This is a genomic window from Saliphagus infecundisoli (assembly GCF_020177375.1).
GTDB lineage: Archaea > Halobacteriota > Halobacteria > Halobacteriales > Natrialbaceae > Saliphagus > Saliphagus infecundisoli.
This window is the reverse complement of record NZ_JAIWHV010000015.1, coordinates 54,078-80,126: the sequence shown is the minus strand read 5'-3', so window position 1 is coordinate 80,126 and position 26,049 is coordinate 54,078. Positions and strand designations below refer to the sequence as shown.

At 58.8% G+C, this 26,049-nt stretch carries 31 protein-coding genes and 5 pseudogenes; 19 read left to right on the top strand and 17 right to left on the bottom strand.

Going from position 1 to position 26,049, the window contains the following annotated elements:
- Positions 1-169: pseudogene (locus tag LCF40_RS15565) on the top strand (IS4 family transposase); the annotation flags it as partial.
- Here the strand turns inward: LCF40_RS15565 and LCF40_RS15560 are convergent.
- The 6 genes and pseudogenes from LCF40_RS15560 to LCF40_RS15535 all read right to left on the bottom strand — a co-directional run.
- The gene (locus LCF40_RS15560; RefSeq protein WP_224829153.1) at positions 122-604 is read right to left on the bottom strand and encodes a hypothetical protein; all 483 of its coding nucleotides are present in this window, start codon (positions 602-604) and stop codon (positions 122-124) included. The pseudogene LCF40_RS15565 and the gene LCF40_RS15560 overlap by 48 nt on opposite strands.
- Positions 605-746: 142 nt before the next feature.
- Positions 747-1,490, bottom strand: a complete 744-nt coding sequence (locus LCF40_RS15555) for a helix-hairpin-helix domain-containing protein (RefSeq protein ID WP_224829151.1) — start codon at positions 1,488-1,490, stop codon at positions 747-749.
- Between the two features lie 506 nt (positions 1,491-1,996).
- Positions 1,997-3,787: an SWIM zinc finger family protein gene (locus LCF40_RS15550; protein WP_224926107.1), complete on the bottom strand. Its 1,791-nt coding sequence runs from the start codon at positions 3,785-3,787 to the stop codon at positions 1,997-1,999.
- Complete coding sequence (locus tag LCF40_RS15545; RefSeq protein WP_224829149.1) at positions 3,780-4,337, bottom strand: plasmid pRiA4b ORF-3 family protein; 558 nt, start codon at positions 4,335-4,337, stop codon at positions 3,780-3,782. The genes LCF40_RS15550 and LCF40_RS15545 overlap by 8 nt, the downstream gene beginning before the upstream one ends.
- Positions 4,338-4,424: 87 nt before the next feature.
- Positions 4,425-4,766, bottom strand: a complete 342-nt coding sequence (locus LCF40_RS15540; RefSeq protein WP_224829148.1) for a DUF7964 domain-containing protein — start codon at positions 4,764-4,766, stop codon at positions 4,425-4,427.
- A 219-nt stretch (positions 4,767-4,985) separates the two neighbouring features.
- A pseudogene (locus LCF40_RS15535) lies at positions 4,986-5,714 on the bottom strand (hypothetical protein); the annotation flags it as partial.
- A gap of 106 nt (positions 5,715-5,820) precedes the next feature.
- On the opposite strand from LCF40_RS15535, the gene LCF40_RS15530 reads away from it, so the two are divergent.
- The 4 genes from LCF40_RS15530 to LCF40_RS15515 all read left to right on the top strand — a co-directional run bounded on the left by LCF40_RS15530 (position 5,821) and on the right by LCF40_RS15515 (position 7,734).
- Positions 5,821-5,982: a hypothetical protein gene (locus LCF40_RS15530; RefSeq protein WP_224829146.1), complete on the top strand. Its 162-nt coding sequence runs from the start codon at positions 5,821-5,823 to the stop codon at positions 5,980-5,982.
- Between the two features lie 168 nt (positions 5,983-6,150).
- Positions 6,151-6,507, top strand: coding sequence for a TrmB family transcriptional regulator (locus LCF40_RS15525; RefSeq protein WP_224829145.1), 357 nt, complete (start codon positions 6,151-6,153; stop codon positions 6,505-6,507).
- Positions 6,508-6,836: 329 nt separating this feature from the next.
- The gene (locus LCF40_RS15520; RefSeq protein ID WP_224829144.1) at positions 6,837-7,439 is read left to right on the top strand and encodes a hypothetical protein; all 603 of its coding nucleotides are present in this window, start codon (positions 6,837-6,839) and stop codon (positions 7,437-7,439) included.
- Positions 7,417-7,734: a DUF8150 family protein gene (locus tag LCF40_RS15515; protein ID WP_224829143.1), complete on the top strand. Its 318-nt coding sequence runs from the start codon at positions 7,417-7,419 to the stop codon at positions 7,732-7,734. Before LCF40_RS15520 ends, LCF40_RS15515 begins: the two co-directional genes overlap by 23 nt.
- A 248-nt stretch (positions 7,735-7,982) precedes the next feature.
- Here the strand turns inward: LCF40_RS15515 and LCF40_RS15510 are convergent, their stop codons facing one another.
- The gene (locus tag LCF40_RS15510; protein ID WP_224829142.1) at positions 7,983-8,282 is read right to left on the bottom strand and encodes a hypothetical protein; all 300 of its coding nucleotides are present in this window, start codon (positions 8,280-8,282) and stop codon (positions 7,983-7,985) included.
- A complete protein-coding gene (locus LCF40_RS15505) occupies positions 8,279-8,476 on the bottom strand; it encodes a DUF433 domain-containing protein (RefSeq protein WP_198667896.1) in 198 nt (65 codons plus the stop codon). Before LCF40_RS15505 ends, LCF40_RS15510 begins: the two co-directional genes overlap by 4 nt.
- Positions 8,477-8,693: 217 nt before the next feature.
- On the opposite strand from LCF40_RS15505, the gene LCF40_RS15500 reads away from it, so the two are divergent.
- The 5 genes and pseudogenes from LCF40_RS15500 to LCF40_RS23725 all read left to right on the top strand — a co-directional run bounded on the left by LCF40_RS15500 (position 8,694) and on the right by LCF40_RS23725 (position 10,026).
- On the top strand, positions 8,694-8,969 hold the full coding sequence (locus LCF40_RS15500; RefSeq protein ID WP_114577189.1) for a hypothetical protein: 276 nt from the start codon (positions 8,694-8,696) through the stop codon (positions 8,967-8,969).
- On the top strand, positions 8,966-9,397 hold the full coding sequence (locus tag LCF40_RS15495; protein WP_224829141.1) for a type II toxin-antitoxin system VapC family toxin: 432 nt from the start codon (positions 8,966-8,968) through the stop codon (positions 9,395-9,397). Before LCF40_RS15500 ends, LCF40_RS15495 begins: the two co-directional genes overlap by 4 nt.
- A 64-nt stretch (positions 9,398-9,461) precedes the next feature.
- A pseudogene (locus tag LCF40_RS23730) lies at positions 9,462-9,524 on the top strand (DUF433 domain-containing protein); the annotation flags it as partial.
- Positions 9,525-9,562: 38 nt separating this feature from the next.
- Complete coding sequence (locus LCF40_RS23960) at positions 9,563-9,664, top strand: DUF433 domain-containing protein (protein WP_465269271.1); 102 nt, start codon at positions 9,563-9,565, stop codon at positions 9,662-9,664.
- Between the two features lie 74 nt (positions 9,665-9,738).
- Positions 9,739-10,026 carry a DUF5615 family PIN-like protein gene (locus LCF40_RS23725; protein WP_224829140.1) on the top strand — a complete coding sequence of 96 codons (288 nt, stop codon included), beginning with the start codon at positions 9,739-9,741 and terminating at the stop codon, positions 10,024-10,026.
- Between the two features lie 47 nt (positions 10,027-10,073).
- Here the strand turns inward: LCF40_RS23725 and LCF40_RS15480 are convergent, their stop codons facing one another.
- A complete protein-coding gene (locus LCF40_RS15480; protein ID WP_224829139.1) occupies positions 10,074-10,478 on the bottom strand; it encodes a hypothetical protein in 405 nt (134 codons plus the stop codon).
- Between LCF40_RS15480 and LCF40_RS15475 the strand changes: the two genes are divergently transcribed.
- Positions 10,452-10,646, top strand: coding sequence for a hypothetical protein (locus LCF40_RS15475; RefSeq protein ID WP_224829138.1), 195 nt, complete (start codon positions 10,452-10,454; stop codon positions 10,644-10,646). The two genes, LCF40_RS15480 and LCF40_RS15475, sit on opposite strands and share 27 nt — an antisense overlap.
- A gap of 5 nt (positions 10,647-10,651) precedes the next feature.
- Here LCF40_RS15475 and LCF40_RS15470 read toward each other — a convergent pair whose 3' ends face one another.
- Positions 10,652-10,792, bottom strand: a complete 141-nt coding sequence (locus tag LCF40_RS15470; RefSeq protein ID WP_224829137.1) for a hypothetical protein — start codon at positions 10,790-10,792, stop codon at positions 10,652-10,654.
- A gap of 848 nt (positions 10,793-11,640) precedes the next feature.
- On the opposite strand from LCF40_RS15470, the gene LCF40_RS15465 reads away from it, so the two are divergent.
- Positions 11,641-11,931 (top strand): hypothetical protein, encoded by a 291-nt coding sequence (locus LCF40_RS15465; RefSeq protein WP_224829136.1) that lies wholly within the window; start codon positions 11,641-11,643, stop codon positions 11,929-11,931.
- A 389-nt stretch (positions 11,932-12,320) separates the two neighbouring features.
- Here LCF40_RS15465 and LCF40_RS15460 read toward each other — a convergent pair whose 3' ends face one another.
- The gene (locus LCF40_RS15460) at positions 12,321-14,504 is read right to left on the bottom strand and encodes a glycoside hydrolase family 3 N-terminal domain-containing protein (protein ID WP_224829135.1); all 2,184 of its coding nucleotides are present in this window, start codon (positions 14,502-14,504) and stop codon (positions 12,321-12,323) included.
- A gap of 492 nt (positions 14,505-14,996) precedes the next feature.
- On the opposite strand from LCF40_RS15460, the gene LCF40_RS15455 reads away from it, so the two are divergent.
- The 5 genes and pseudogenes from LCF40_RS15455 to LCF40_RS15435 all read left to right on the top strand — a co-directional run bounded on the left by LCF40_RS15455 (position 14,997) and on the right by LCF40_RS15435 (position 16,746).
- Complete coding sequence (locus LCF40_RS15455) at positions 14,997-15,368, top strand: MarR family transcriptional regulator (RefSeq protein ID WP_224829134.1); 372 nt, start codon at positions 14,997-14,999, stop codon at positions 15,366-15,368.
- A pseudogene (locus LCF40_RS23545) lies at positions 15,365-15,720 on the top strand (type II toxin-antitoxin system PemK/MazF family toxin). Before LCF40_RS15455 ends, LCF40_RS23545 begins: the two are co-directional and overlap by 4 nt.
- A gap of 335 nt (positions 15,721-16,055) precedes the next feature.
- Positions 16,056-16,331 carry a DUF433 domain-containing protein gene (locus tag LCF40_RS15445; protein ID WP_224829132.1) on the top strand — a complete coding sequence of 92 codons (276 nt, stop codon included), beginning with the start codon at positions 16,056-16,058 and terminating at the stop codon, positions 16,329-16,331.
- A gap of 38 nt (positions 16,332-16,369) precedes the next feature.
- A pseudogene (locus tag LCF40_RS23540) lies at positions 16,370-16,468 on the top strand (DUF5615 family PIN-like protein); the annotation flags it as partial.
- A gap of 107 nt (positions 16,469-16,575) precedes the next feature.
- Positions 16,576-16,746, top strand: a complete 171-nt coding sequence (locus LCF40_RS15435) for a hypothetical protein (protein ID WP_224829131.1) — start codon at positions 16,576-16,578, stop codon at positions 16,744-16,746.
- A 54-nt stretch (positions 16,747-16,800) separates the two neighbouring features.
- Here the strand turns inward: LCF40_RS15435 and LCF40_RS15430 are convergent, their stop codons facing one another.
- Complete coding sequence (locus LCF40_RS15430) at positions 16,801-17,832, bottom strand: Gfo/Idh/MocA family protein (protein ID WP_224829130.1); 1,032 nt, start codon at positions 17,830-17,832, stop codon at positions 16,801-16,803.
- A gap of 24 nt (positions 17,833-17,856) precedes the next feature.
- Positions 17,857-18,081, bottom strand: a complete 225-nt coding sequence (locus LCF40_RS15425; protein WP_224829129.1) for a helix-turn-helix transcriptional regulator — start codon at positions 18,079-18,081, stop codon at positions 17,857-17,859.
- A gap of 979 nt (positions 18,082-19,060) precedes the next feature.
- Between LCF40_RS15425 and LCF40_RS15420 the strand changes: the two genes are divergently transcribed.
- Positions 19,061-20,584 (top strand): DUF7282 domain-containing protein, encoded by a 1,524-nt coding sequence (locus LCF40_RS15420; protein ID WP_224829128.1) that lies wholly within the window; start codon positions 19,061-19,063, stop codon positions 20,582-20,584.
- A gap of 181 nt (positions 20,585-20,765) precedes the next feature.
- Positions 20,766-21,497 carry a hypothetical protein gene (locus tag LCF40_RS15415; RefSeq protein WP_224829127.1) on the top strand — a complete coding sequence of 244 codons (732 nt, stop codon included), beginning with the start codon at positions 20,766-20,768 and terminating at the stop codon, positions 21,495-21,497.
- Positions 21,498-22,037: 540 nt separating this feature from the next.
- Here LCF40_RS15415 and LCF40_RS15410 read toward each other — a convergent pair.
- The 4 genes from LCF40_RS15410 to LCF40_RS23445 form a co-directional block, all read right to left on the bottom strand.
- Complete coding sequence (locus tag LCF40_RS15410; RefSeq protein WP_224829126.1) at positions 22,038-22,817, bottom strand: ABC transporter permease; 780 nt, start codon at positions 22,815-22,817, stop codon at positions 22,038-22,040.
- Positions 22,817-23,638 carry an ABC transporter ATP-binding protein gene (locus LCF40_RS15405; RefSeq protein WP_224829125.1) on the bottom strand — a complete coding sequence of 274 codons (822 nt, stop codon included), beginning with the start codon at positions 23,636-23,638 and terminating at the stop codon, positions 22,817-22,819. The genes LCF40_RS15410 and LCF40_RS15405 overlap by 1 nt, the downstream gene beginning before the upstream one ends.
- A 177-nt stretch (positions 23,639-23,815) precedes the next feature.
- Positions 23,816-24,658 carry an ABC transporter permease gene (locus LCF40_RS15400; protein ID WP_224829124.1) on the bottom strand — a complete coding sequence of 281 codons (843 nt, stop codon included), beginning with the start codon at positions 24,656-24,658 and terminating at the stop codon, positions 23,816-23,818.
- Complete coding sequence (locus LCF40_RS23445; RefSeq protein WP_224829123.1) at positions 24,655-25,857, bottom strand: ABC transporter substrate-binding protein; 1,203 nt, start codon at positions 25,855-25,857, stop codon at positions 24,655-24,657. Before LCF40_RS23445 ends, LCF40_RS15400 begins: the two co-directional genes overlap by 4 nt.
- Between the last annotated feature and the right edge of the window lie 192 nt (positions 25,858-26,049).

Below are 26,049 nucleotides of genomic sequence, written 5' to 3'. Positions count from 1 at the left end.
TATCGAACGACATGCTCATCTGATCCAGCTGTACCTCATGGTAGAGTTAGGCTATGAACTACCGGATTTAGACGAGTTATTGCTGTGGGCGTCGCGGGATCCAAATCCACACAGGGAACGGTTACGTGAGCAGATTGAATGGGGTGAGTTCACCTTTGATCACCACTAAACTAGAACGTATGGGGGGATCCGCTACCTCGGTCCCAGGGCTATTGTATTTCTGGGCACAGGCCGGACAGACAATCTCGTCTAGGTCGCTGTCGTACTGGGTCGCACTATCGGCTTTTCCACACCACGAACAATCCTCTTCACGGTCGACGGTTCTCCACGAAATGTCGCGATACGGTACCAGCGCTTTCAGATCGATGATCGTGTTGAACCGTCGGGATTGCATATCGTCGATCGTTTGCTCGCAGTGACGACACCAGCTCGCGCCCGGACCACCACTATCGCTCGGGACGCCCAGAGAACCCCATTCGGGATGTGTCAGCGCTATCTCGTTGAACTCTCTCGTTTCTTGGAACTCCGAAGAATCAACATGACGACAGGCATGCTTGCCAAGCAGGTGCCAGCGATCCGTGAGTGTCAAGCCCATCTCAGCCATCTGTACTCACCAGATCGCCGCTTCCGATCGGTAACGTAACCGAAGAATCGTTCACATTTGAATTGGTTCTGACCGCTTTACCAATCGTTTGCATGGGTCGTGAACGTGGACTCAACCGTATCAACCAATCGGCTCAGCGCAGCTATCGACGATCCGATTCAGTGCCGCCGAACGCCTTCGAACTATATTTCGGCTCAGATGCGCCAGTCGGAAGTAGTTCTCCTGGGACGGGGCCACGCTGGAGATCGAGGATCAGTGGTCCATCGACGGTCCCCAATTCCTGCTCGAGCGGCGTTGGATGAGACGCCTCGATAGCGTCAGCATCTTCGAGAGCTGCCTGCAGTGCTGTCGCGTTCTCCCCGTCAACGTACGGAACATCCGCCAGCGCATCGACGTTGGCCTCACGGATCCCCTCGAGCGTCTCAAAGGTCTCGACAAGGCCACGAATCCCAGTTCGTCCGAGTCCGTGAATATCTTCAGCTACTCTCATCAGAGTCAGAGACGTCTCTACGAAGGTTTCGGTTGCGAGGAACTGCTCGTCTACCCAATCGACCGCTGCGTCGACTGTCGAGACAGTCGTCTCTGCGAGCACCGACGACAGTTCATATTGTGCGTTCTCGAAATCGTATTTGACCGAAATTTGGTTGCCCCGCGTCGGAGCATCAGGATCGGGATCGATTCCACGATAGTACAAAAACGCTACCTGTGAGGCGATGATTCGCTGATCGTCACCGCCCGAGAGCAGTTGGCCGAGCAATCTGTCTTCTGGACGATCCGAGTCTGCCAGCAACTGGCCTGGTTTCAGAACGATGGCGACGAGCCAGTCCGAAGGGAGCGTCACCTCCAGCAACGGATCGAGTTCTGAGGCGTATTCGACCGTGACCATACCGATCCAACGGACACCCTGTACTTCAGCAACCGGTAGCGCGGAGCCCCCTTCCTCACCGAACGGCGAAGCCGAGGGTAGGGAGGGAGGAGCGTGTTGCGAAGCTGGGCGCCATCGCAAGGCTTAGGCCCGCTCGTCCTGTTATATGAGTCACTACCGTCCTCGCACAAGCCGGGGTCGGTAGGTGCCACGAGTAAACTGGCACCCGTGGTGCGACGGCGTGGCCGTCGTACCCTATACTCGGGACCGACGACTGCGAACGGGTTCGACTCCCGTCCCTACGTTGGGGCAGAGCGTGAGAACACCGAGAATTAAATCGGCAGGACAATCCACGCGGACGGTCGAAGGCGGGCCTGAAAGCCCCCGCTCGAAGCGTGGACGGGAAGAGGAAGCCGGGCCGCGTCCATGCATGGGGTCGCGGGGCACAATGTCGTTGCGGTAAAACCCCGCCCTCAAGGAGTGACCGACCGCCCCAAGGCGGGAGGGAGCGAGTAGGGCGGGGTAGTTTACAACTCCTCAAGCAAGTCGTCCAGCATCGGTCGGAGCTTGTACTTCTGGTAGTGCTCGTCCCGCATCGTCTCGACGTACTCACGCCACTCATCGAGCTCGTCAGCTGCCTGGGCCGCTTTCCCGGCGCGTCTGAGCCAGCGAACAGCCGTCCGGTAGCTGTCGTGTTGACCCTGTTCGACGATCGGTTCAGCCTGGGATTTGCACGTCCTGATCACCCACTGCGGACGCTCCTCGATGAGGGCCTCCACGGTGGGTTCGATGACGCTGGTCCGCTCCGTTCGATCCACGAGTTCGATTGCGTCGTCGTACTCACCTTCGCGGAGGAATATCTCCACGACCTGGGCAGCAGTGCCGCCCAGCTGCTCCGTGCGAAGCAATTCCAGCAGATCGGCTTTGATCGCGTTCCAATCCTCTTTCGCAAGTTCTTCGACAGCCTCGAACGCACTCACTGACGGACTCGCCTCGAAAGCGGTGATAGCTGCCTCGAGTGCGAGTTCATGATCACCAGCACCGGCGGCCTGGTCGCGCAGCCACGCTGCTAACGTGTCCTTCCGGTAGCCCTCGAGTGTCAAGCCGTGTTCGGCGATCCGCAGGGCTGCCTGTGTCTCGTCATGGGCACGGAGCGTCTCGGCCAAGCCGAGTGCAGCGTCCGGTGTCGAAAACCGCTCGGTGGCGTAGTCGAGTGCCTCCTCGATGCGGCCGTCCTGGACCAACACTCGCGCATACGCCCGGGTCTGGGTCGCCGCCGCTGCCAGATTGAGATACTCCTCGATGCGATCCTCTCGTTCGAGAATCGAGAGGCGGGCAGCGACGATGTCGTCGCCGTACCAGACAGCGTCGTCGTCCCAGAACTCTCCCTCGTCGAGTTCACCTCCCATCGCTTGCTGGACGCGTCGATCGTCCCAGCCCTGGGCCGCCGCGTCCGCTGCAGCGAAAAACGTCGACTCTCCGCCCATGTAATAGTCGAACTGCCCGTCCCATTCGATAAGCCGCTCTTCCCAATCGTCACGTTCGGATTCGGTCAGTTCAGCGGTGAGAACCGCCTCGATGAACGTCCGGCTGAGATCGTCGATCACCTCGAACACTCGGGGGACGTCATAAGGCAGGAGATCGGCCCACCTGCCGCTCGCGAGTTCGTCTGTAATCACTGCCAGTATGTCGAGTGCGGTCTCACCATCACCGGCCTCGATCGCGTTCTGGGCCTGCTCGATCAAGCCACCCAGTTCATCGGCCATTCGCGCTGCCTCAGCGTACGCGTCGTTGTGCCCCTTCTGGCCCGGTTTCGGGAGTGCGTGGTTCACCTGTCGTCGAATCGATTCGATATTCACCGACACCGGAGTACCAGTGGCTGTGTCGTTCGGAGTTGAGAGACGGGTTTCGATAAGGTCGGCAACCTCGGGACGGCCCTCGGCGAGTTCGATGAGGAGTTCTTGTAGAGCCTCTCGATCCGCATCGGCAATCACTTCCGACATCGGGAGCTGCTCGCGAACACGCTCGGGGTCGCGAATGCAGGTCAAGAGGACCGCAACTCGGTGTTTGCAGATGCCGCCATGGTCGTAGGGACAGGAACAGTCGGTCCGGGCGACGCCAGTGTCATCGAACACAATGCCCACTGTATAGGGCTGGTACTGGCTCCCCTCGACATCGGCTCGGAGTGTCTCCCCGCGCCGAACCACGTCACTGACCGCGTCCCGTTCGTAGTAGGATTGCCCCCGCTCGTAGGATTTGGATCGAGCCAGTTCCCTGACCGTTGCTTCCGTCAGGGTGGGCCATCCACCATCACTCATCGTACTCGGGATATTGCGGCGGGGCCCCACCCTGTTCGTCGACGACTGTCGGCTCGCCATCCAGCGATTCCTCACGGGTTTCCTGTAGTTCGATGTAGTGTTCCCAGCTGTCGCCCATATCGAACGTGTAGGAGAGCACTCCCACCCCGTCGGAGTCGAGATCGCCGATCGTCGTATCGGCAACCTTGCCCTCCGTGGGCGGATTCGATTGCAGTTCGCGGAACCGCTGTTTGGCGTCTTCGGAGAGCTCGTCAAACACGGCCTGGTCGATGACTCGGTCGAGTTCCTCGTCATCCATCGGCGGCCAGCTCGGGCCGCCGTCGTAGAGTTGTGGGTGAGGGTAGCTCCGGAGTGCAATCCCCTCGCTGTCGCGCGTGAGGAACTCGTATCCGTGGGTGTCCCATCGCTCGAACGCATCGAAAATCGCCTCGTGGAGCTCGGCCAGCGTATGAGATTCATCGATCGTGATGTCCCGCCAGACCTCCTCGTCGGGAGTGAATTCCAGCGGTGGATTCGGGAGCACCCACACACGAAACACGTAGCTCGTCATAGGTAGCCATTCAGGGCCTACGGTTGTAGATGTTCCTCTCACCCGTGTTGCTCACCTTCCATCACCAGAACAGTATTTCTTGGAGGATTAAATACCATCATTTTGGTTGTTTCTGGCAGCAGTATCGTCGTCTTCGATCCCAGCCTTGATCGACTCTATAGAGAGGGTGAGTAGGAGTTCTTTCGGGGAGTGTTCGTCACTGCTAGCTCTCTCGATGACGGTCCAACCGTCTCCGGGAACGTACTCCATGATAATACCAACAGTACCCGTCACGAGGGCGAACTGGACGGTCACGGGGCCTGTACTGGTTTCTTCGGTCAGTAGAACCTCGGATACAACAATCGCGTCATGTTCCTCCAATTCTTCAACTGCCGGTACGGGCAAGGGGCGGTTAGGAAGCGACGAAACCAACGAGCCGATTTCGACCATACGTAGCGGACATCCTACAATGAAAAAGGGATTTTGGAGAGAGATCGACGAGAATGGTTCTATTGGGTTTGAGACGCTCTCACGGCTCCGACTCCACGATTGTCCCGGCGATCAGCGTTCCGTTCGAGGGATCGCCGGAGACGACGGCTGTCCACGGACACTGATCGGACAGCAGCCGTCGGCGAGCGGGTGGCGCCATGATCCACAGTAGTCACGCTATCACGAAGAGAGGTGTCGCCAGATCTCCGTCGGAGCCGTGTCGTTCAGTTCGGCGTTCGTCTCCATCTTACGCAGTTCCACGATACAGCGTTTGGTGACCAACGGATACACGTCTCCCGGCGTGAACGAGATATCAAGCTGCATTAGTTCGGGCCAATTCTCGGCCCAGATATCTTCAACGACCCGTGGATAGAACTCGTCGTTCAGGTGGACGCCGAACTCACGGCCGTCATCGACGACCATCGCGCGAATCTGTTTGCGGATTCGGGCGGGTGTGCAGTAGGCTGCGACGATGTATTCCGCACCCGATTCTACCTCGTCCGGGCGCCGACCGAACTGCTCTCGGTTCAGTTCTCTGAACTGGTCGCGGACGAGCTTCACGCGACGATCTTGGCTATCGCTTCGAACGACGACCCCTTCGACCATGACGCCGTCGGCCAGTGTCGAGGACGGGAACGTGTAGTCCGCCGGGTCGAAGATTTCGATGTCTCGCTCGAGAATCGGCGCCGGGACGAACGATACGTCGGTCGGTGTGTCGTCGAGGCGAATCCGGTCGAAGACGCTCCAGGCAGTCTCGGTCGGCAGAAAGCCATCGAACGTCTCCTCGTAGGGATTCCCGGGCGGCGTCATCGTCTCGATTGCCGAATGCGGAAGGGCGTCGAACCCGACGAGTGCGGGCAGATCGTTCTCGGTGAATCCGTAGTCGAGCGTCGAATAGACGAGGTTCTCAGTACGTTCCCCAGCCCTGAATGGGCATCACACCCACGGGGACAACGGATTCCACCTATCCGACCGGCTTGAGCTGATCAACTAGCATACGAACGAGTGCAAGGAGATGCGGACCGTCTCCAAAGACGAGTATCTCGAGGATATCGTTCTCCAGCGTGCGGTCGAACAGTCGCTGATGAACGCGATTCAATCGGAGAGACACCCACTCGAGGACCTCACGGAGACGACAGCTGTCCACGGAGCGTCGAAACACGAGAGCGGGAACTGACGGAAAGCACTATCTATATCCCCACCCATCGTATATACGTGATCTTCGGATGAGCGTCACTGACGAGACGCCGACGTCTCGAAAGCGACTTCAACCGTCTTCGAGCAGTTGGCGAACGATCGGAAACTCGAGATTCTGAGTTACGCTGCCGGGCGGGATGCCTTCCAGGTGGCGGACCTTCGGGCCGACCTCGAGCTCGCACATACGACGGCCCACGAGTACTGTCGCGATCTCGAGGCCGCTGGACTCCTCGAGCGTACGAGCGGGAAACCGGCGGAGTACGCCCCCGTTCCGTTCACGATCGATCTCTCGCTGGCGTCGATCGCTGAGGCAGTCGAATTGGAGTCCGACACCCTCGACTACGCGATCGAGACCTATGGCGACGACTGCATCGACGCCGTCCTCGACGTCTGGGACCAGGTCGAGGCCGACGACCTCACCTACCGCGAAGCCAGCGAGGAGGTCGGTATGGCCCATGCTGATTTCCTTCGTGTCGCCGATGAACTCGACCTCCTCTCGCGATGACACTCGTCCTCGATTGGCATGCAGACCTCACGGCGTCGGAGACGTTCCTCCGTCGGCACGAATCGAACGTACCACGGCGGATGGCACGGCCCTGTGCCTCACGTGGGACGACCATTTATCGTCGGCGTCACCACGCGTTCACCGTCCCAACGAGGAACACACAAACCGGAGTATCCGACGAACGGCGTAGGAGAACGTTGCTTCCGTGGGGACTTGGTACTGATGCCAGACCCCCAACGCGAGAAATTCCACGGCTTCATCGGCGGAGAGGATATCAACCCTCCGAACCGACGATTTATTCTACTCCCTCACGAATCACGACCGAGCCAATGGGCGGCATCGAACTCCGAAACGAGACGCTCGTTGTTGATCGAGAACCCAACCGCCTCGATCGCCTCGCCAGTGAGTTCTCGGCGATCCTCAATCAATTCGATATCGAACACGTCTACGTCGCGGGCTACGTTGCCATTCTCGCAGGACGTGCCCGATCGACCGAGGACATCGATGTCCTCATCGAACGAATCGATGCCGAGACCGCCGATGAACTCGCCTCGACCCTCGCCGACAACGAGTTCTGGGGTCCAGCAATGCCGCTGGGGTCGATGTTTGAGATGCTTGACGAGGGTGACAACATCTGGGTCGCACCGGACGAGCAGGTGACGCCCCATCTGGAAGTGAAGTTCGTCCGTGATGAGTTCGACCGTGCCTCTCTCGAACACGCCATCACGGCCCGGATCGGCGACACGACGGTTCCGATCGGCCCCCTCGAACTCCAGATCGCCTACAAACTGTACCTCGGTGCCCGGACGGATCTCGAAGACGCAGTTCACCTCCATACCCTGTTCGAGGAAAGCCTTAGTGAGCCTCGCCTCGAACGGTGGGTCACACGACTCGAGGTTGAACCCGAGTATGAGCGACTCAAACGCGCGTGACCGACTCGATGCGAAACACGACGGGGACCGCCAGCAGCGCCTCGAGGCCGTCAAGCGCTGGGCCGACTACATCGACTCGGTGCCCCCTGAGGTGTGGGGACCCCAACAGAACGCCGTCGTCGACGACCAACTCGACGCTGCTCAACAGGCTCGGACGTCAGCGTCCCACCAACAACACGTGAAACGCGTGGCACAGGAGCTGTCCCAGTCACGGACAGTCGAGTCAGCATCCGAATCGAGCGATGACGACGATCGGATTGACGACCCGCGCGATGAGTCAACGACCTCCCCCTGACGCTCTCGCTTACGTCTGCTCGCGGGCCGACGGCCTGCTCGCGTGGTCCGAGGCGCTTTCACGCCTCGCTACTCGCGTCTGAGGCGGGGCTTGTCCGTGGACTCCCGGTCTGCCGACGAAGCGTCGAAGGGTGTGAACGCAGCCAAAAGAGTAGCCACATCATCGAATTCGCTGTTCGCTCGCGATGACGCCCATCCTGAGGTCCGCACCCACTGACGACGAATCACATCGATATGCACACCGGAAAATCATAGATCAACAGTCATCTCCGACCACTGGTGGGCATACAACTCGGCGTATTGCTCCGCCATCTCGTCGAGTGTAAGTAGATCTCTCTCCTCGGCATCCGTCTCGAAGGGCTCCTCTCCGCTACGATCGCTCAAGACCGACATCTCGAGGACCTCCGTGACCTGCTCGAGGACGTCCGTTTCGTTCGGGTGAAAGCCGAGCAAGGTTTCGAGGTCGACATGGAACTCCGCCTCGGCGAACCAGCGATAGCCGTGGTACTGTGCGTAGAGTTCGCCGTACAGATCGAATAGTCGATTCACGCGGAGTTATCGTGGTAATACGTGAGGGCACGGTAGACATCGGCAGCATCTAGGTCGTGGCGATCAGCGACCATCCGTGGGTCGAGACTGCGATCTTCGACTTGTTTGTTGATGAATCGAGCCGTGAGTCGTCGCCCCTCGAGGTGAGGCTCGTCGTGGAGCGTCCGAACGATCCGGATCGCCACTTGGTTCATAGACATCGTACGGTGCCCAGTTGTGTAAACGTATCCGATGGGTGTGTAGACAAGGAAAACGAGGTCCTCCGTCAGCAAACCGATCACCTCGTCGACCGCGTCACCAACCTCGAGGGGCGTCGTTCGGCGTCGAGACCGACGTCCGCAATTGGGGGGCCTGGAGCTGTACGTGCTGCTGGTAGAAACGTTTACTAAGTTTCGACCGTAACCGACAACTATGGCGACGGCAGTCAAGGTCGACGAGGGCGCGAAATCACGCCTCGAGGAACTCCAGGCGGAGATCCGGCTACGGACGGGGAAGACGGTTACGCAGCAAGACCTTCTGACACGTCTCATCGACGACGCGTACGAATCGCGCGACGCTGTCATCGATTCGTTCCGGGAGGCGACCGTTCCGCTCACGGACGCCGAGAAAGACGCCATGCGCCGGGATCGCTTCCGATCGGGCGTCGAGACGGACGAATCGGACATCGACGACGTTCTATACGGATGACGATCCTCGTCGATACGGGTGTCCTGTATGCGGATCATGATTGCGACGCGTCCAGGCACGACGGCGCCACTGGGGCACTCGAGGCCGTCTACGACGGCGAGTTCGGCCAGCCATACGTGAGCGACTACATCTACGACGAAGCGGTCACGCTGACGCTCACACGAGGCGGTTCGTTCACGCCAGCGAAACACCTCGGGGACAAGCTCCGGGGTGTCGAACAGTATCCAGGGGTCTACGAGTTGCTCCACGTGTCCACGGCCGTGTTCACTGATGCGGTCGAGATCTTCGAGCAGTACGATGATCAGGCGCTGAGTTTCACCGACGCAACGACCGTTGCGCTCTCTCGACGGTACGATCTCGACGGCGTCATGAGTTTCGACGACGACTTCGATGGGATCGTGAACCGCATCGATCCGGCGACGGTCTGAGCAAGAAGAGAGCACCCATCCAACGAGCACAATTCGTTTAGTGGTCGCGGTCCTACCGGTCAGTATGACTGAGATCGTGACGTCCGAGGGCGTCATGGGCGGCCAACCCCGACTCGATGGGCATCGGATCAGCGTCCTCCAGATCGTCGAGTTCACGAAGAGGGGATGGACCCGGAAACGGTCGCCGTCGAGTTCGATCTCGAGTTGGCTGACGTCTATCGTGTGCTCACCTACTACTATAACAACGTCGAGGCAATGGTCGACTGACGCGAGCGCCGTGATCGACGGATCAAGGAGAGCCGCAAGAGGGGCCCGACCCCGGATTCGTCCTCCGAAACCGCATGAGGCTGTGTTGTGACGAGAACATAAAGAGATCGATTTATTCACTTCTCGAACAGGAGGGATACGAGGTCGTTCGCGTACAGGACGAACTCACGCTTGGAGACGACGACAGCGAGGTCATCGAGTACTGTCGGGCTGAGCAACGAGTCCTGCTCACGAACGACGACGACTTTTTGCGTTCGATACCCATTCGGGAATCCTCTTTCTGGACGACCAAACGACACCTGCACGCGACGTCGTCACTGCGATCAGGCGAATCGAGGGATTTGTCGGCGTCGATACGCTGACTAATCAGGTGCTGGACGTCCCTGACGGATGGATATAACGGGCGGACTCACCCATGGAGCTGGGTCGCCTCCCGCTGTACGGTCGCGAAAAACGGGTGGTCCGTCTGCGCGTCAACGTCGGATTCCGAGAGCACGAGTAAGGAAAGCACGATGCCGCGGTCGAGTTCGATGTCGGAGGCGAGATCACGGAGGCGGTCCTCGAGGGATGACGCATCGACAGCATCGCTTACGACGACGAGAAGAACGACGTCGGAATCGGCTTCCCGTTCGGTCCCTCGGGCGACGCTGCCATCCAGGAGGATGGCCTTGAGCGCGTCTATGGCTCGAAGGCGAAACTGACCGAGGACTGGTCCTGCGTGTATGAGCCGCTGATTCCCGAAGTGCTGGTTACCGAGTACGGGTACGACGCCGTCCCCGAGCCCGAAATGTTCCGGATCGCGATCGTCCTCCACGATGACCGCGGACTGGACGCCGACCTCCTCATGTACGACCCCGAGACCGGCGAGGTGAGCGACGAGTACGCGACTCACTCCAGCGGGATTGAGCGACCCGAGACGGCGCCGACAGCGGAGGAAACGGCGCTTGACGGCCCGGACGACCCAGAACCCCATCGAACTTAGACCGCTCAGAGAGCGATGAGGAGCGCCCCCTGGAGGAAGCGAGAGCGATCGCCGGGCCAGAGGACGAGGCCAGTACAGGGGATACCGAGACCGACCGTGACGACGACTGTACGGACGAATTTGGCCTGATCTAACCGACTTCCCACGAGCGCTCTCGCTCGGTTCGTCCACGGTCCCAAAACCGCCTCGATCGAGGGCCAACACGCTCTACGAACCCGACTACTCACGGGTCCACCCGCGAGCGATCGTCGACGATCATCACGACGGACACCCGCTCGAGAACCTACCGGAGACGACAGCTGTCCACGGAGATCGATGACGCGAGAGAGTTACACGGAATTAGGCGAGAAAGCCCACGATTTTAGTCGTGTGGATGAATCGCCGCCAGCGGTTCAAACACCCGAATCGGAAGGATTAGGTGCCCCACGGGCGCATCTTTACGAATCCGACGCGGCACGTCCGCGCCCATGCTGGGACAATCGGACAAACTCGGATGCATCCGACCGAAGCCCGAAGATACTCCTTCGGGATACGTCGGTACCGGTAGCAACAAAGGTACCTCCGAATCCGCCGACGAACGACGAAACCCCCGAGGAAACGACGGGAACCGTCGTTCCGAGGATAGGAGTAACGGCCACTTGACATGGCCAGTGGAGACCGAGTCGAGATGGGTTGAATCCCCGAGAAGATTTGGCCCCTCCACGAACCTGAAACTCCCAACCCAGCGTTGCGGTGCGGGCGTGGGAATCCCACGACGTTAGTCGTGTGGAGGATGTCAAGCCGATCCAAACGGGGGGTTCCACTGTGGGTGGCATCAAGACGAGGATCACGACGACCTCGGCGCAGCACACTTCCAGTATCGGACGGCATCGATGGACACTCCCCATCATGAAGGAGTCGTATTCGAAGCGGAGTCACCGCCGAAGCTCCTCTGGGAGTGCTGTGACGACCTTTTCGAGAACGTCATCCCCATGTATACGGAAGAACGCTAGCGTTGACTCACCGGCTTGCTGACTGCCGGAGTGGAGGTATTCCGACTCGAGAAGGTGCCCATCTCCAGAGCGAGACCGTCGAGCCCACCGACCTCGACGTCGCGGATCTCGACTCGATTCGACCGGCCGTCGGCGTATCGGCACTCCGAACTGGCACCGTTCTTCTGGGAACCCAGAACGCGATCGAGGAGTTCCGCGACCGATTCGAAGACCGGTCACGAATCGACGACACGCATACTGATCGGATGGAGCGTTTCGACACACTGCTGGACCGACTGGAGGCGGAGGTGTGACACAAAATAAAGCGCATGCCTCCGTCTTCAGTGAAACTAGCGGCTCCAGCTATACTCGCAGGCGAGAGAATCCCGCCGTTCACGGCGGGCGTGAATCGCCGCACGGTTCACAAACCGCTCGAATCGGTAGGCTTAGGTGCGTTAGGGCTGTATCTGTATCCATCCGACGCTAAAGAATCAGGTACCTCCGAATCCCGAAAATCCGAGTGGAACCGCGTTCGGTCGGAACCGAAACGACCGAACCGACTGCGGCTCAGGGATAGGAGTAACGGCTGTGTGGCACAGCCAGCACCTCGTCGGTGTGCGAACCTGCAAATACCCAACTCAGCAAGGTCGGTCTTGTGGGAAGCCCCACCGTTCACGGCGGGGAGGATGTCACGGTTGGTCCCTCATACGAACCGCCCTGTCACTTCGAAGTTCGCCGATTGATCGCCGACCGTGATCTCGAAGGTTCCCGGTTCCGTGACTCGGCTGCCGTCGTCGCGAACGACGCCGAGATTCTCGGCTGCAAGCCTAAAGCGGGCGGTTTCGTGATCGCCGGGGCCGATCTCCAGGCGGGTCATCCCCTGGAGTTCGCGGACCGGCGTGACGCGAGAACTGAGGACGTCCCGGACGAAGAGTTCGACGGGAATGGTGCCGGTTCGGTCACCGACGTTCGCGACGGTGACTGTGACGTCGATCGTTCCGGCGGGACCAATCGTCGTATCAGATAGAGCGATATCTTCGTATTCAAACTCGGTATAGCTGAGTCCATGTCCGTACTCGAAAAGGGGATCGTAGGAGTCCGTGTGCGATCCCTCCGCGCCGTGGTAGTCCGGGTGAGGAAGGTAGTTGAAGCGGGTCGGGAGATGCGCCTCCGATCTCGGAACCGAGATGGGGAGTGTTCCACAGGGATTGTGCTTGCCATAGAGCACGTCGGCCACCGCGCCGCCTTCCGACCCCGGTTGATAGGACATGAGCACGCCGGGGACGTTGTCGGCGATCCACGGCGTCGAAAGGACGCGACCGGTGATGAACACGACAACGGTCGGTGTGTCGGTCTCGGAGACGGCCTTCACGAGATCTCGCTGTGCCTCCGGAAGGCTGAGTTGGACCCGCGAGGGAAAGTCCTCGGCTGCTTCTTCGAGCGTACTCTGGGAGAACTCGTGGACATAATCGGGTTCGCCGAGACAGACGACTGCAGCGTCAGCGGTCTCCGCACGCCTCCGGGCGGCGTTGATATCGATGATCTCGTTTATCTCTGTTCCCTGCTCGTGGGTGACGGTCGTCTCATCGCTAACGGTGTCCGCAATTGCTTCGAGAACCGTGGTCCCTAGGGGCTCTGGATCCCTGACGTTTCCCCACCCACCATGCTGGTAGGCGAGGTTGTCCGCCGTTGGCCCCGTCACAAGGACTTCCTCCTGATCGGTCGAGAGCGGCAGGACGTCGCCCTCGTTTTTCAATAACGTCTGGGCCTGTCTGGCGGCCTCACGAGCGGTTTCCCGGTGGGCCTCGGCGCCGAGCGTCGCCGACGCCGCCGCGACATCAACGTAGGGATCATCGAAGAGGCCGAGGTCGAACTTTGCACGGAGGACACGTCGTGCACTCTCCTCGATGCGCGCTTCCGAAAGCTCGCCGTCGTCGACGAGGCCGAGGATGATCTCCGTATACTCGCTCCCACCGGAGGGTAGGATATCGATTCCTGCCGAGATGCTCCGGTAGAGTGACTCCTCGAGCGATCCGCTCGTTTGATGGCCCTTGTGGAGATCCTCTGCCCCCCTGTAGTCTGCAAGGACGAACCCTTCGAATCCCAGCTCATCACGGAGCACGTCCTGCAGGAGATGCTTCGATCCGTGGACTGGTTCTCCGTTGATGGCGTTGTAACAGGGCATGATTCCGCCGGTTCCGGCCGCTATTCCGGCGCTATACGATGGCAGATGGACTCGCCGGAACGTGTACTCCGAGACCTCGTTGGGTGCGGCGTCCTCGCCTCGAACCGGTTCGCTGTACATCGGGAAGTGCTTGGTCACCGCCAGTACGGAATCATCGTTCGAGAGGTCCTTACCCTGGTATCCCTCGACCATCGCCTCGGTCATGCGTGCGGCCAGATAGGGGCTCTCGCCGAACGTCTCAGTGATTCGTCCCCAGCGCTGATCGCGGGCGATGTCGCCAATCGGACTGCTCGTTGAGTGTACGCCCGTCGCGCGCATCTCTTTGGCTGCGACGCGTGCGGTCTCGGCGACCAGGTCAGGGTTACGCGTAGCGGCGAGGCCCAACTGTTGGGGAAACACCGTGCTCCCGGCGACTGCGGCGTGTCCGTGCTCGGCCATCGCGCGAAGGAACACCGGGATCCCGTGACGGGACTCCTCGATGGCGACTCGCTGGGCCTCGTTGGCGACCTTTGCTTTCTTTTCGGGTGTGTTGTGGGGCGTCCCGCCGAAATGGATCGAGCCAACGTGGTGATCTCGGATTTGAGCGTTCAGTTCATCGACGGCCTCATGTGGTGGCGTCCCAACCATCTGCCCGATCTTCTCCGCGACCGTCATCTCGTCTAGCAATTCACGTATTCGCCTCTCGTCCTCGTTTCTGACCATGTGCCACGTCAACGAAGGCTCTGTATAAATAGCAACGGAGCAAGGGTGTCATAGAACTCTTCACGCACCCCGGTAACAGCCCGTGAGGCGGTCTCCTTTGAAGGCGGTATTTCGCCGGTTTTCAGAACTCGTGGTAGGAGCCCTCGCAACTGGTCGTAGAAAACCATGCCAACCATTCTATGATACCCTGTTGATGATGGAACGACTCATCGACGTCGATGAACCGATGGCCGTCGACGACACCGAAATGGCCCAGCAAGCGATCGTCGGCGATCATGTTGAGAGACACCCGCTCGAGGAGCTACCGGAGACGACAGCTGTCCACAAGGACCGTCCGGATCGAGTAGGGAAACCGTGGGACGGAGGCTGTCATAGAGAGGGAGCCAACCGATGTCAGTCGTGGTCTCTCTCTCGTAATAACACGATTATCAGCACGAATATCGGTTTCACTCCAAACGCTCTTTACGATAGATACCCTACCGACGGACGACGATGTCCATCGACCGGGAAACGTTCGAGAGCGCGACGGAGGGGGAACTCGAAGGAGTTTCCGTTCCCGAACGGGTGCTCGGGTTCCTGGCGACCCACGATGATCGGGCCTTTGAGGCACGCGAAATCGCCTCGCGCATCGACATAGACGACGGGTCGGTCAGTACGGCCCTCTCGCGGTTGAAGGAACGAGGTCTCGTCGAACACAAGGCCACCTACTGGGCGATCACCGACGACGCGGACCGTCTCGAACGGTCTCGGGGCTACGAACGGGCGACCGCGCTCTTCAACGAGCAACTCGGCGAGGAAGACGAAGAGGCGTGGCGGGACCACGCGCCCGATGATCCCCATCCGAGCATCGAGAACGACCGGTGAGCGAGACCGAGCCCGCTCCCGTCTTCGAGCGCGGTGATGTCGTGTACGGTACTGATCCGTTCAAGGGCGACGGGCGGTCCCGGCCCTGGCTGATCCTTTCAAATCACGCGGACCGGCCGTTTCACGGCGAGCAGTACATCGCATGACGCTGACGACGAAATCGTGGCTAGAGGGCCTCATTGACGTTCCTGAGGAGAGCTGGATACGTGGCGGGACACCGAGTGAGAGCCGAATCGTCCCCTGGAGCGTTCAATCAATCGGTCGAGAGGAAATCGAGTTCTGGCAAGGCCGTCTCGAGAATTCCCTCGTCGATGAAGCCGTGACGGCTCTCGTCGGGGAACTTCGAACGTAGTTCGGCGCTGTTCACGTCCGTTTGTCGACCGCCCGTCGTGGGAGTCCCGGCGATTTCTCACGATCGGTTCGATAGCAGACTCTTCTTCTCCCCGCGGGGACCGCCTCGTCGGCTACGAATCCTCCCTCAACGAACTCGACGGGGAGACCACGCGCCTCAAACGCGGTCTGTTCTATCGGTCGGACTACTTAGGGGTTCACCGAAGAGCGATCGTCGGCGATCAGTCCGAGAGACACCCACTCGAGGAGCTACCGGAGACGACAGCTGTCCACAGGACTGGACCGAACAGGTGGGGTGTGAGAAGGTATAAACGAAGTCGTCCTGTCATCGATCGTATGACGATCACGAGCGACGAGGAGGTCCTCGGCGGGGAACCGCGGATCGAGGGAACCCGAATCGCCGTCCGCCACGTCGCCGGCAAAGTGATCGACGCCGGGCATCCACCGGCGTACGTCGCTGATCAACTCGACTGCTCGCTCGCGTCAGTGTACGAGGCGCTCTCGTACTATTACGACAATCCCGAGGAGATGCGAGCGGCCGATCGGGCCAACGCGGCCGCGTTCGAACGCGTTCGGGACTCGTCGATCAAACCCAAAGAGCCCATTTCGTGACGTAGACGTCGATCCTGCTCGACGAGCATGTCAGTCGGGTGTTCGAGCGAGTCCTTCGGGAACGCGGGTACGAGGTTCACCAGGCGAAAGACCGGTTCGGTGAACGGACCACCGACCGAGATCTTCTGCAGTGGTGTCGGACGAACGATGTGCTCCTCGTCTCGAACAATGCGAAGGATTTCGAAGCGTTACACGACGATTCGTCGACGAGCACATCCCGATCGAGGGAGGCGACGAGCGCAACATGTACGTCCAGGAGGGAATCAATATCGCGCTCGCACAGTTGCGTGAGGAGTGGTCCGACGATCGCCTCCGCACACTCACGCCGCTCAAGCCGTATCTCGAAGAGAAGCTCGCGTCAACGCGCCACGAAGCGCTGCGACAGGGATATGCCGGCAGTAACGCGCCCCGGTAGATTCGGCTGTTGGTCTCCATTCCGTACCGACGGCGAGCCGACAGCACCCGTGTGTCACTCGGTCAGAGGGAACGACCCATCCCACACGGTCGTCGGGATCGCGTCCGCGTATACACTCCGGACGCACTTGTCCAAGATCGCCTCTGTCTGAATGGCGTCCCGGCCGGTCGAGCGGTTCGTCTCCCCGTCTAAAAGGACGGCCTCGACGTGGTCGAGGAGGCCCCCATGTGTCGTTTCTGGTTGGTTGCATGCGACACTCCTCGACTCTCCTGCGACCTCGTAGGTAAAATCGCCGCTATCCAGCGTTTCGGCGACGATCGAACCCGCCGTGCCTCGAATCACGAAGCGGTCGGTCGACCCCGCGCCGACGAAATCACTTGTAACCGTACAGCAGACACCATCTGCGACAGCGAGCGAAAGGGAGACGGCCGTCTCCGTGTGACTGTCTCCGGCATCACAGCGGACGACGCCGGTGGCCTCAGTCGGCGCGCCCAGCAGGTGACAGAGGAGGTCGACGCGATGAGAGGTCGCGTCAACGAACCAGCCGCCGCCGCTGATCTCGGGCATTTCGCGCCATCCGCTGTCGTTCGGTCGCGGGTGTGCGTAGTTGACACTGGCGGACACCGGTTCACCGATCCGTCCCTCCGCGAGCAGCGACCGTATTTCCTCGACATGAGGATGGAACCTCCGGTAGTACGCGACAAACAACTCGACACCAGCTCGATCGCAGGCATTGATCATGCCACGCCCCTCTGTGACACTCCGTCCCATCGGTTTCTCGACGAGGACCGGTTTACCAGCCTCGGCTGCGGCAACGGTAAACTCCTCGTGGGTATCGGGCGGCGACGCGATATAGACGGCATCGATTTCGGGGTCCGTCATGACTTGTTCGGCGTCATCAGTCGCGACCGACACGTCGTGGACCTTCGCGTAGCGCGCTGCCGACTCGCCGTCGCTGGAGACAACGGCCTGAATGCGACTTCGTTCGGATTGGCCGAACGAGGGACCGCTCTTCCGTTCGAGAACATCGCCACAACCAATCACGCCCCATCGGATCGGCTCAGACAGGCCGTTACGATCGTGCATATGGTGTGATTGCCCCCTCCTATTCTAACACTTTTCTCCCGGGAAATAGAAGTTCGTCCGGCCGTCCTGCTCGCCTTTCTCGACGAACCCTGCCTCGATGAGCCGTTCGAGGTTCGAATAGAGATGGGAATTGTTCAGTTCGGTCTGGTAGTACTCCTCGAGTTCGGCTTTGAGCAGCTGGCCCGAGGGGCCATCGAATCCCGTGAGCACGACCAAGAGGTCCCGTTGGATCGCGCTCAACTCGTCCATTGGCTCCTCTCTCCGTCGAGCCCCTCGAACGGTCGATTCCCGCCTGGATCGTACGTGATGTCCCACAGCCCGGCCCGGACAGCCACTCTGCAGGACGTCTCTCCATCTCGAGATGGCCGCTTTCCGAGTTCCCCCTTTTATCCTCTCTGGAGCTTTGCAGACCAAACTTAAAACGTATTGACAACTGCTGGTAGTTAGAAGCCGCTATCGTCATTCGACCCACCGGAGTGGCGTCTCTGTCACTCGAGCCGGCTCCACCCAACGAGGCAGTTCCGATCGCTATGATCTCGACCGGAAGCCTCGACACTTCCGACGACTGTTGGACAATATCGATCAGTCATGTCCATTGACGTCCAAATAATTATGCGTATGGCCCACTAGATTAGTTCTGTCGTCCACGTCAGTTGGTGACGTGGGCTTCGGACACGGAAGATAACACGATAGTGGTGGGGGCCATGTCCAAGATAGCCAAAGACGGATACTGCAACGAATGTGACGCACCGCGACTGATCCATCAATCCGTACCGTGGCAGGACGATACGTGTACGGAATGTGGCGGAACCGATGTCGAGATCGCGAGTGATCCACCCACCTAGTCGTCTCGCCCACGCCGGCTCGTTCTTCCTGCGGACGCCGCGATCCCAGGCGGATCCGCACTGACCGACGCTCCCCCGGAGACAGCTGGCGTCCACGGCTGAGGCCGTCCACGGACCCACACCGACCCTCGAGCGAGGATCCAGACGCTCCTCACGAACCCACTAACATACTCGAATGCGGCCAGATCGTCATTGATAATTGATGGGAAAGCACCTTTCCAAGGTTCTCAAATGATAGAGATTCGCAATATATGGTAACAACTTATGATAGTCACTACTGTGGCGAAGACATATTATATAATTTGCTACTGTAAGCCTTGGTATGTGGCATTGTACCACTGAAAAACGGTGGACGCGACACTCACAGAGAGTTTAGTATAGGAATGAAAGTAAACCGTCGCAAGCTACTCACGCTGCTGGGTGCAACGACGGCTGCTGCTGGAACGGGAATCCAAACGGGAGTGATTACCTCAGCTCCAGGAATTAGCAGTGTTCAACCAGTCCAGATTGAGCTTGACGAAGACGAACAAGCGGCGGGCGAAGAGCCACCCGTCGAGTTCCACAGTTGCGCCGAAGTCGAGATCACCGGAAAGTTTGAAGGAGTTCATCTTGAGGCCTCTCATCTATCCGGTGCAACGGATACGTCAAATCATCACTACGGTAGTGACCTGCTCTCAGACGATGGCACCACGGTCATTGACGTTTCATCTGAAACGCTGTTCTATATCGACTACGTACGGCTCTCTGAAGAGACCGACATAGACCCGATGTCTCCGTCTGACGAAATCGATCACGATGTAGATAATCCGATCGAGAAATCCATCGAAGGATGTATCGAATATGACACAGGAGAACGACCAGAAGCCAGCATTACATTCGCCGATCAACCGTCCGACGGCGAGCTGGTAATCGCCGATTCTGTTTCGCTCTCTCACGGTGGATTCGTCGCAGTCTACGACGGTAGTGAGGACAGTATGCTCTCGCCACCAGCCGACGAGTGGAATTTACAGCACGAGTCTATGAGCAGAACAGTTGTTGGTGCCTCGGAGTATCTCGACCCCGGATCCCATGAAACCGTTGAGATTGAACTGGATGAACCGCTCAGTTCAAGTCAAGCTCTAGTTGCGATTCCCCACCACGATTCGACTGGGACAGAGACGTACGAGTTCGTCGAATCAGGCGGCCACGCAGACTGGTTGTACTACTCCAGTCCACCGTATGACTATGCATTCATCGAAGTCGAAGCTGACGGGGCCATCGTAGACGTAACTATCAGTGCTACAAACGACCCGGTTGAAGCAGGCGAATACCTTGGAGTAGCCGCTCAAATCGAAAATCCCGGGGACACGGAAGTCACCGAGTCTATTGCACTCGTGGTTGGAGAGGATCAACTGGATGCCGCCTCTGTCACGCTTGGCCCTGAAGAGACCCAAACCATAACTCTCGGTTACGAAACCTACCCGGTTGAGCAGGATGTCGAGTTCCCGGTTCGGGTCGAGACTGACAGCGATGACGACGAACAGACGGTCAAAGTGGTCGGTGATGCAGGCGATGATCCTGCTAATGGAGAGGGAACACTCGAAGTGACGATTCTCGGGATAACTGATCCCGTTCAAGGCGGTGAGTACTTGGAGGTGACCTCACCGATCGAGAACACCGGAGAGAGTGAAGCGTCACAGGAGGTCCGGCTAATCGTCGGTGAGGAGCCCGAACAGGTAGACAGTACATCTGTGACCATTGGCCCTGGAGAGACAGAGACCGTTTCACTGGGGTATGAAACGTACGCTACGCAGCAAGACGTCGAGTTCCCAGTTCGGGTCGAAACCGATGAGGATGCCGACCAACAGACTGTCTCTGTCAGTGCAGTTGACAGTGTGGATGTCACTACCTCTCGCTCTATTATATAGGCGGATTGCCGACATGTTCCCTTCCACTCTGGATGGCTGAGCTATAGAGTCCTCAGAACGGAGACGTGAGATACCGGTACCGATAGGTGAAGTCATCCAAACACTCGAACTGGAGCTTCTGGAGATCTTCTCGACACCCTCCACCCCAACTGTTATCGTGTCGTTCCCACTTATGGAAGTGATGGGTGTTGAATACGGGGGAATAGTCGAGCAGCTTGCTGATGAATTCATTAAGTATCCAATTGAATTTGGAACAGAGGCGGATCTCCGCGTTCATCTATACAACTCGTTAGTCGACACGTTAGCGGAACGTGGAGAAGAGATGGCTACGGTTCAGAACCCACGCCTTGTTGGAGACACGAAGTCATACAAACAGTCGTATAAAGACGTTGTCGAGAAACGCTTCCAAGAGCGGGGAGAAATCGAACGGGTCCGACTTAACGCGAGCGTTGGGAAGAGAACGAAATTCGACATCATCGTGTTCAACGGAACAGTGAACAACTCCGTCGAATGGGTTCGGTCGGGGTCAAAGCGGTTTAGTAACGATGATCTTGGTGCCGCGTTCGGGATCAAATTCATCAAAAATAAGTGCTATCCACCAACCAAATGTTCCGTGAATAGTGATGAGCTATTGAAGATGGATCTGGAAGAACTCCAGTCTATTCTGAATACAGACGAGAATAGTCTTCTTGGAGAGTTTGAAAAGCTCCACTCGCTCCCAGATTCAGTAGATACCTTCTTTATACTCGTCTCCAATAACAATTATCTCTTTGCTGACCCTCTCGCCGAGAGCGAAGAAAGCGAAACGAAAAAACAGCGGGTGGGAATGGCCGCCCGTGAGTGGCTTCGCGACAAGGCAGGCGATATTACAATTCTGTATATACATCCGAGAGGGAAGACATGGATCTCATGAGCGTGTTCTGTGTGGCGCTACGTTGAAGCAGGCCCAAAGCCTCGCCGTTCAGGGCGGAGAGGGTGTCAAAGAGACGGATTCGATATCAAGAGAGGAGCGCCCGGAGTGCCATTGCTGATCCGGATCCGCATGGACATCCCATGACAAGGACCAGTGTTCCAGCAGCACAGCCACCGAGTGCGATACCGGCGACCGTTCCAGTCCGTCCACGAGAGACCAGAAATATGCCAGCTACGACCATGAGAAGTGACTCTGCTGGCACGTACAGATGTGCGATACCGAAGTCGACATATCCGAGGACGGCGAGTGTCGATGTGCCCGCAATCTCGAGTGGTGCTGTATCAGTTGTGGCACTGAATCCGTTGGGCAGTGGAACGGAACCCGTGGTCGCCGATAGTGATTCGGTCATCGAGAGCAATACTGTGGTCACTGCGAGAAAGGCGATCGGAGGGAGTATGGCTCGAGCCCGTGTGAGCAGTCGAAGCGCCCCGGATTCCGTGGGAGAAACGAGTCCCGTCGAGCGAATTTTGCCATCGGTTCTCATGACGCCGTCTCCACGTTCCAACTCATCCGTCGCTGTCCAATCCACCGAACGAGGGTTGAGGAGGCGTATCCTAGGAGTCCGACGAAGATGACGCCGGCGACGATGTTCGCATAGTTCCCGGTCGTGTAGGCGACCCAGATGAGCCGTCCGAGACCGGCATCGGCGATCATCTCCGCTGCGACCAGGTTGACCCATGCGAGGCCCATCCCGATGACGAGGCCGGTGTGAATCGACGGCAACGCCGCCGGGAGAATAGCCTGTCGCAGCACGTCACGCCTGGTTCCGCCGAGGCACTGAACGGCCTTGACGTAATCCGGTTCGACCCGCTCGACGCCTCGGATCGTGTTCAGTAGAATCGGGAAGAAGGCACCCATGAACGTGATGAACATGATGCTCGCCAGTGTGGTCGGCAGAACGAGGATCGCGATGGGGATCCACGCGATCGGCGGGACCGGTCGGAGCATTTCGAGCGATGGGAAGACGAGATCTCGGAACGTGAGGCTCAGACCGATCGCGACCCCGAGCGGGACGGCGAGAGCGGTTGCAGCCAGATATGGGACGAACACGTGTCTCAGACTGGCAATCACGGACGAGTGAAACTCTCCAGTCGGGAGCATCGAAACCATCGCGTTGACCGCGGGCAAAGGCCCTGGAAGACTGTTGATAGCCCCGTTCACGGCGAGGAGCCACCACACGAAGACGAGCCCGAGGATCGAGACGACGACATTGGCGTGTTCGAGGACCGACAGGCGGTTGAAGCCGGATACGGCACTCATCAGGCGCCACCCATGGCTTCTCTGGCTTCGCTGTGGATCAGTTCGAGGACCTCCCGTTCGAGTTCTTTGAACCGATCGGTCGTCGTTACGTCCAGGTTTCGTGGCCGCGGGATGTCGACCTCGATGTCGGCCTTTACCTCACCCGGTGCGGCGCTCATGACGACGACGCGATCGGCGAGGAATATCGCCTCGGAGACGTCGTGCGTGATGAAGACGACCGTTCTATTGTCTTTTTCCCAGATCTCGAGGAGCATCTCTTGCATGATCTCCTTCGTCAGCGCGTCAAGCGCGCTGAACGGCTCGTCCATCAGCATGATATCCGGGTCGTTCGCGAGCAAGCGCGCGATTTCGGCTCGCTGTTGCATCCCCCCGGAGAGCTCCGTCGGGTACTGATCTTCCGTCCCCTCGATGCCCATCTCGGCGAGCAGTTCGCTCGCGCGCCCCTCGACGAGTTCGCCACGCATCTTTGGCCCGAGGTTGACGTTTTCCTCGATCGTCTTCCATGGGAGCAATCGGTTTGCCTGAAAAACGACGCCGCGGCGTTCCGACGGGCCTTCAACTCGATCGCCATCGACGTAGACGTGACCGGATGTCGGTTCGAGAAAGCCTGCGATACAGTTCATCAGGGTGCTCTTGCCACAGCCTGAGGGGCCAAGCACGGTAATGAATTCACCAGCGTCGATCCTGAGATCCACGTCGTCGACGGCGACGACGTGTTCGCCGTCCGGATCGTAGACCTTCGTCACCTCGTCGAGTAGTACCGATCCCTGTTGGGCCGTAGATCCGGTTTCTTCCGTCGTTTCGTGCTGTTGTCCAGTCATCGTTTACACTCGACTGTCATGGTTCTGGTCAATACCGGCGGTTTCCATCGTGATTCTGCCGGTCCGACGCTCACATCATGCTCGCAAACGGACTGTGCAGTCAGTTGATGGCTGAGGCTGGCGGACGATTTTGCGTTCAACCCCGTGCGTGTCCGGGAAATTGGCGTGTACATCGTCTTAGCTCTCAAGTCGTTCCCACGGAGTCAGTCGACGCCCAAGCAGCGAGACGAACGCACTCGAGAGCGCGCCGTAGGCGCCGAGGATGATGATCCCGATGACCACGGTCTGGGTATCCATCACGCGATACGCCTGGTATGTCGCATAGCCAACCCCGTAGTTTCCGGAGATCATTTCGGCAGCGACGACGGCGATCCAGCCGATTCCGATTCCGATCACCGTTCCCGTGACCATCGACGAGATTGCCGATGGAACAATGACGTGTCTGAAGAGATCGATCCTGCTTCCGCCGAGACTGTAGATCGCACGCACGTAATCGGTCTCGATGTCTTTGACGCCGTCGATCGTGTTGATCAGGATCGGGAAGAAGACCCCGACAAAGACGACCCAGACGATGCTCATCAGCTCGCTCGTGAACCCGATCAGCGCGATCGGGACCCATGCGACGGGCGGAATCGGTCGGAGGACCTCGAACGCGGGGAGGAGGTATCTGTCGAACACGTTACTCCAGCCGATCAGCAACCCGAGCGGGATCGCGGTACAGATACCGAGTCCGATTCCGAGTCCGACGCGCATGATCGTGTAGTACGAGTGGGTATACAACGACTGGCCGCCCGAGGTGAGCGGGGCCCCTTGGATGGACTCGACGAGTGCCCGTATCGTTTCGACCGGGGTCGGTATCAAGCGAAACCCGAGAAACTCGATCGCGACGAACAGCCACCACGCCCCCAGAAAGAGCAGGATGGATGCGCCTTTGTAGACGGGCCGGGGCAGCGCCGGCAGCGATGGCAACTGCTGGGACACCCCGAGCCATTTTTCGCCGACTGAATCGGAAATGCTCATCCCGTCGTAACCTCCTCGTCAGTCGGATCCCAGTCGACGCCTTCGTCTTGCAGTTCCTCGATCGCGGCGTCGAGGACATCCCAGTTGAAATCGTCCTCTTCCGGCGCTCGTTCGATTTCACCTTGGTCGACGAGGAAGTTCGCGGCCGTCTCCTTGATGTGGACGTCGATCGGTTCGATCTGACGCATATCCGTTGCGAACTCCATCTTGTTGACCTCTTCCCCGTTGGCGTCGATAGGCTCGTAGATGGACGCTTCAATCGTCTCTGCGTCATAATCCTCGAGATCGGGTTCCTCTCCGATGAGCTCAACTGCTCGCTCTTGATCGTCCTCGAAGATGTGTTTGGCCTCGAGCTCCGCTTTCATGTACGCGATTGCGGCGTCCTCGTTTTCCTCGATGAACTCGTCGGTCATCGAGACGGAACCCATATCGGGGTCGTTGTACCTCGCACCCGTGAAGAACCAGTTCGCTTCCTCCTGTTGGGTGACCGCCATGCTGGGATTCGGTTCCCACATCAGTCCGGCGTCAAGGTTTCCTTCCCTGATCTCGGCAAGGATCGTGTTGATGTCCGTATCGGTGATCTCCGCGGAGATCCCTTCTCGCTCCTCGACGTCCAGCCAGAACCGGTGCGTACACGATCCGGTCGTGATGCCGACGTTCATCCCGTCGAGGTCTTGTGGACCATCGAAATCTCGGTCCGTGGGAGTGATGACGAGGTTGCACTGTTGGCCCCACGACCAGGCCGAGAGACCGGTCATCGAGATCGGGGTGTCCTCATTGATGATCGCCATGATCGTCGGCATATCGCCGTTGTACCCGATTTCGTTCTCTCCGGACACCATCCGGTTCCCGATGACCGAGCCCTGGAGTGCAGTCTGCCATTCGACTGAGTATCCGTCTGGAAGGTACTGCTCGGCGAGTTCGCCGTTCTTGACGAGGAGTTCGGACCAGTAGGGGGTACCGAACTGCTGGTATCCGACAGTGATCGTTTCGTCCGAACTGCCGCCAGTGATCGAGCTGGTGCAGCCAGCCGTGAGTCCGATCCCGGTGGCGCCTACTGCTCCGAAGAACTGCCGGCGCGTGGGGAGTCCGCGCGGAGAATCATCCCGCGTTGATTCGGAGTGTTCCGTGGTTCGATCTTCAGCTGCAATTGATGAGTCGGTTCGTTCGTCAGCGCAGGGGGTGCGATCTGTTGGCACGAATCATCAGTGGCATATGTCCCGTAAAAACGTTGTGAGGGCATGAATCATATAGATTCGGTCAATCTTTGTAATCATATGTGTTCTTATCCCCCTTATTCCATAATAACACCACTACTCCGTCCAATCGGGTAGATAAGTGACGTCCAACAATTTCGATCGAGGCCGATTAAAAACAAATATGTGGTGTTC

What these genes read in the sequence shown, in the direction of transcription:
- LCF40_RS15495 (WP_224829141.1), top strand. Translation starts at nt 8,966, where the DNA reads ATGACGATCCTCGTCGATACGGGTGTCCTGTATGCGGATCATGATTGC.
- LCF40_RS15545 (WP_224829149.1), bottom strand. Translation starts at nt 4,337, where the DNA reads ATGACGAGCTACGTGTTTCGTGTGTGGGTGCTCCCGAATCCACCGCTG.
- LCF40_RS15530 (WP_224829146.1), top strand. Translation starts at nt 5,821, where the DNA reads ATGCGGACCGTCTCCAAAGACGAGTATCTCGAGGATATCGTTCTCCAG.
- LCF40_RS15560 (WP_224829153.1), bottom strand. Translation starts at nt 604, where the DNA reads ATGGCTGAGATGGGCTTGACACTCACGGATCGCTGGCACCTGCTTGGC.
- LCF40_RS15430 (WP_224829130.1), bottom strand. Translation starts at nt 17,832, where the DNA reads ATGCACGATCGTAACGGCCTGTCTGAGCCGATCCGATGGGGCGTGATT.
- LCF40_RS15550 (WP_224926107.1), bottom strand. Translation starts at nt 3,787, where the DNA reads ATGAGTGATGGTGGATGGCCCACCCTGACGGAAGCAACGGTCAGGGAA.
- LCF40_RS15410 (WP_224829126.1), bottom strand. Translation starts at nt 22,817, where the DNA reads ATGAGTGCCGTATCCGGCTTCAACCGCCTGTCGGTCCTCGAACACGCC.
- LCF40_RS15515 (WP_224829143.1), top strand. Translation starts at nt 7,417, where the DNA reads ATGAGCGACTCAAACGCGCGTGACCGACTCGATGCGAAACACGACGGG.
- LCF40_RS15445 (WP_224829132.1), top strand. Translation starts at nt 16,056, where the DNA reads ATGACGATCACGAGCGACGAGGAGGTCCTCGGCGGGGAACCGCGGATC.
- LCF40_RS15455 (WP_224829134.1), top strand. Translation starts at nt 14,997, where the DNA reads ATGTCCATCGACCGGGAAACGTTCGAGAGCGCGACGGAGGGGGAACTC.
- LCF40_RS15475 (WP_224829138.1), top strand. Translation starts at nt 10,452, where the DNA reads ATGTTCCGGATCGCGATCGTCCTCCACGATGACCGCGGACTGGACGCC.
- LCF40_RS15460 (WP_224829135.1), bottom strand. Translation starts at nt 14,504, where the DNA reads ATGGTCAGAAACGAGGACGAGAGGCGAATACGTGAATTGCTAGACGAG.
- LCF40_RS15425 (WP_224829129.1), bottom strand. Translation starts at nt 18,081, where the DNA reads ATGGACGAGTTGAGCGCGATCCAACGGGACCTCTTGGTCGTGCTCACG.
- LCF40_RS23960 (WP_465269271.1), top strand. Translation starts at nt 9,563, where the DNA reads ATGGACCCGGAAACGGTCGCCGTCGAGTTCGATCTCGAGTTGGCTGAC.
- LCF40_RS15520 (WP_224829144.1), top strand. Translation starts at nt 6,837, where the DNA reads ATGGGCGGCATCGAACTCCGAAACGAGACGCTCGTTGTTGATCGAGAA.
- LCF40_RS23725 (WP_224829140.1), top strand. Translation starts at nt 9,739, where the DNA reads ATGAGGCTGTGTTGTGACGAGAACATAAAGAGATCGATTTATTCACTT.
- LCF40_RS15405 (WP_224829125.1), bottom strand. Translation starts at nt 23,638, where the DNA reads ATGACTGGACAACAGCACGAAACGACGGAAGAAACCGGATCTACGGCC.
- LCF40_RS15505 (WP_198667896.1), bottom strand. Translation starts at nt 8,476, where the DNA reads ATGAACCAAGTGGCGATCCGGATCGTTCGGACGCTCCACGACGAGCCT.
- LCF40_RS15500 (WP_114577189.1), top strand. Translation starts at nt 8,694, where the DNA reads ATGGCGACGGCAGTCAAGGTCGACGAGGGCGCGAAATCACGCCTCGAG.
- LCF40_RS15400 (WP_224829124.1), bottom strand. Translation starts at nt 24,658, where the DNA reads ATGAGCATTTCCGATTCAGTCGGCGAAAAATGGCTCGGGGTGTCCCAG.
- LCF40_RS15555 (WP_224829151.1), bottom strand. Translation starts at nt 1,490, where the DNA reads ATGGTCACGGTCGAATACGCCTCAGAACTCGATCCGTTGCTGGAGGTG.
- LCF40_RS15540 (WP_224829148.1), bottom strand. Translation starts at nt 4,766, where the DNA reads ATGGTCGAAATCGGCTCGTTGGTTTCGTCGCTTCCTAACCGCCCCTTG.
- LCF40_RS15420 (WP_224829128.1), top strand. Translation starts at nt 19,061, where the DNA reads ATGAAAGTAAACCGTCGCAAGCTACTCACGCTGCTGGGTGCAACGACG.
- LCF40_RS15415 (WP_224829127.1), top strand. Translation starts at nt 20,766, where the DNA reads ATGGGTGTTGAATACGGGGGAATAGTCGAGCAGCTTGCTGATGAATTC.
- LCF40_RS15435 (WP_224829131.1), top strand. Translation starts at nt 16,576, where the DNA reads ATGTACGTCCAGGAGGGAATCAATATCGCGCTCGCACAGTTGCGTGAG.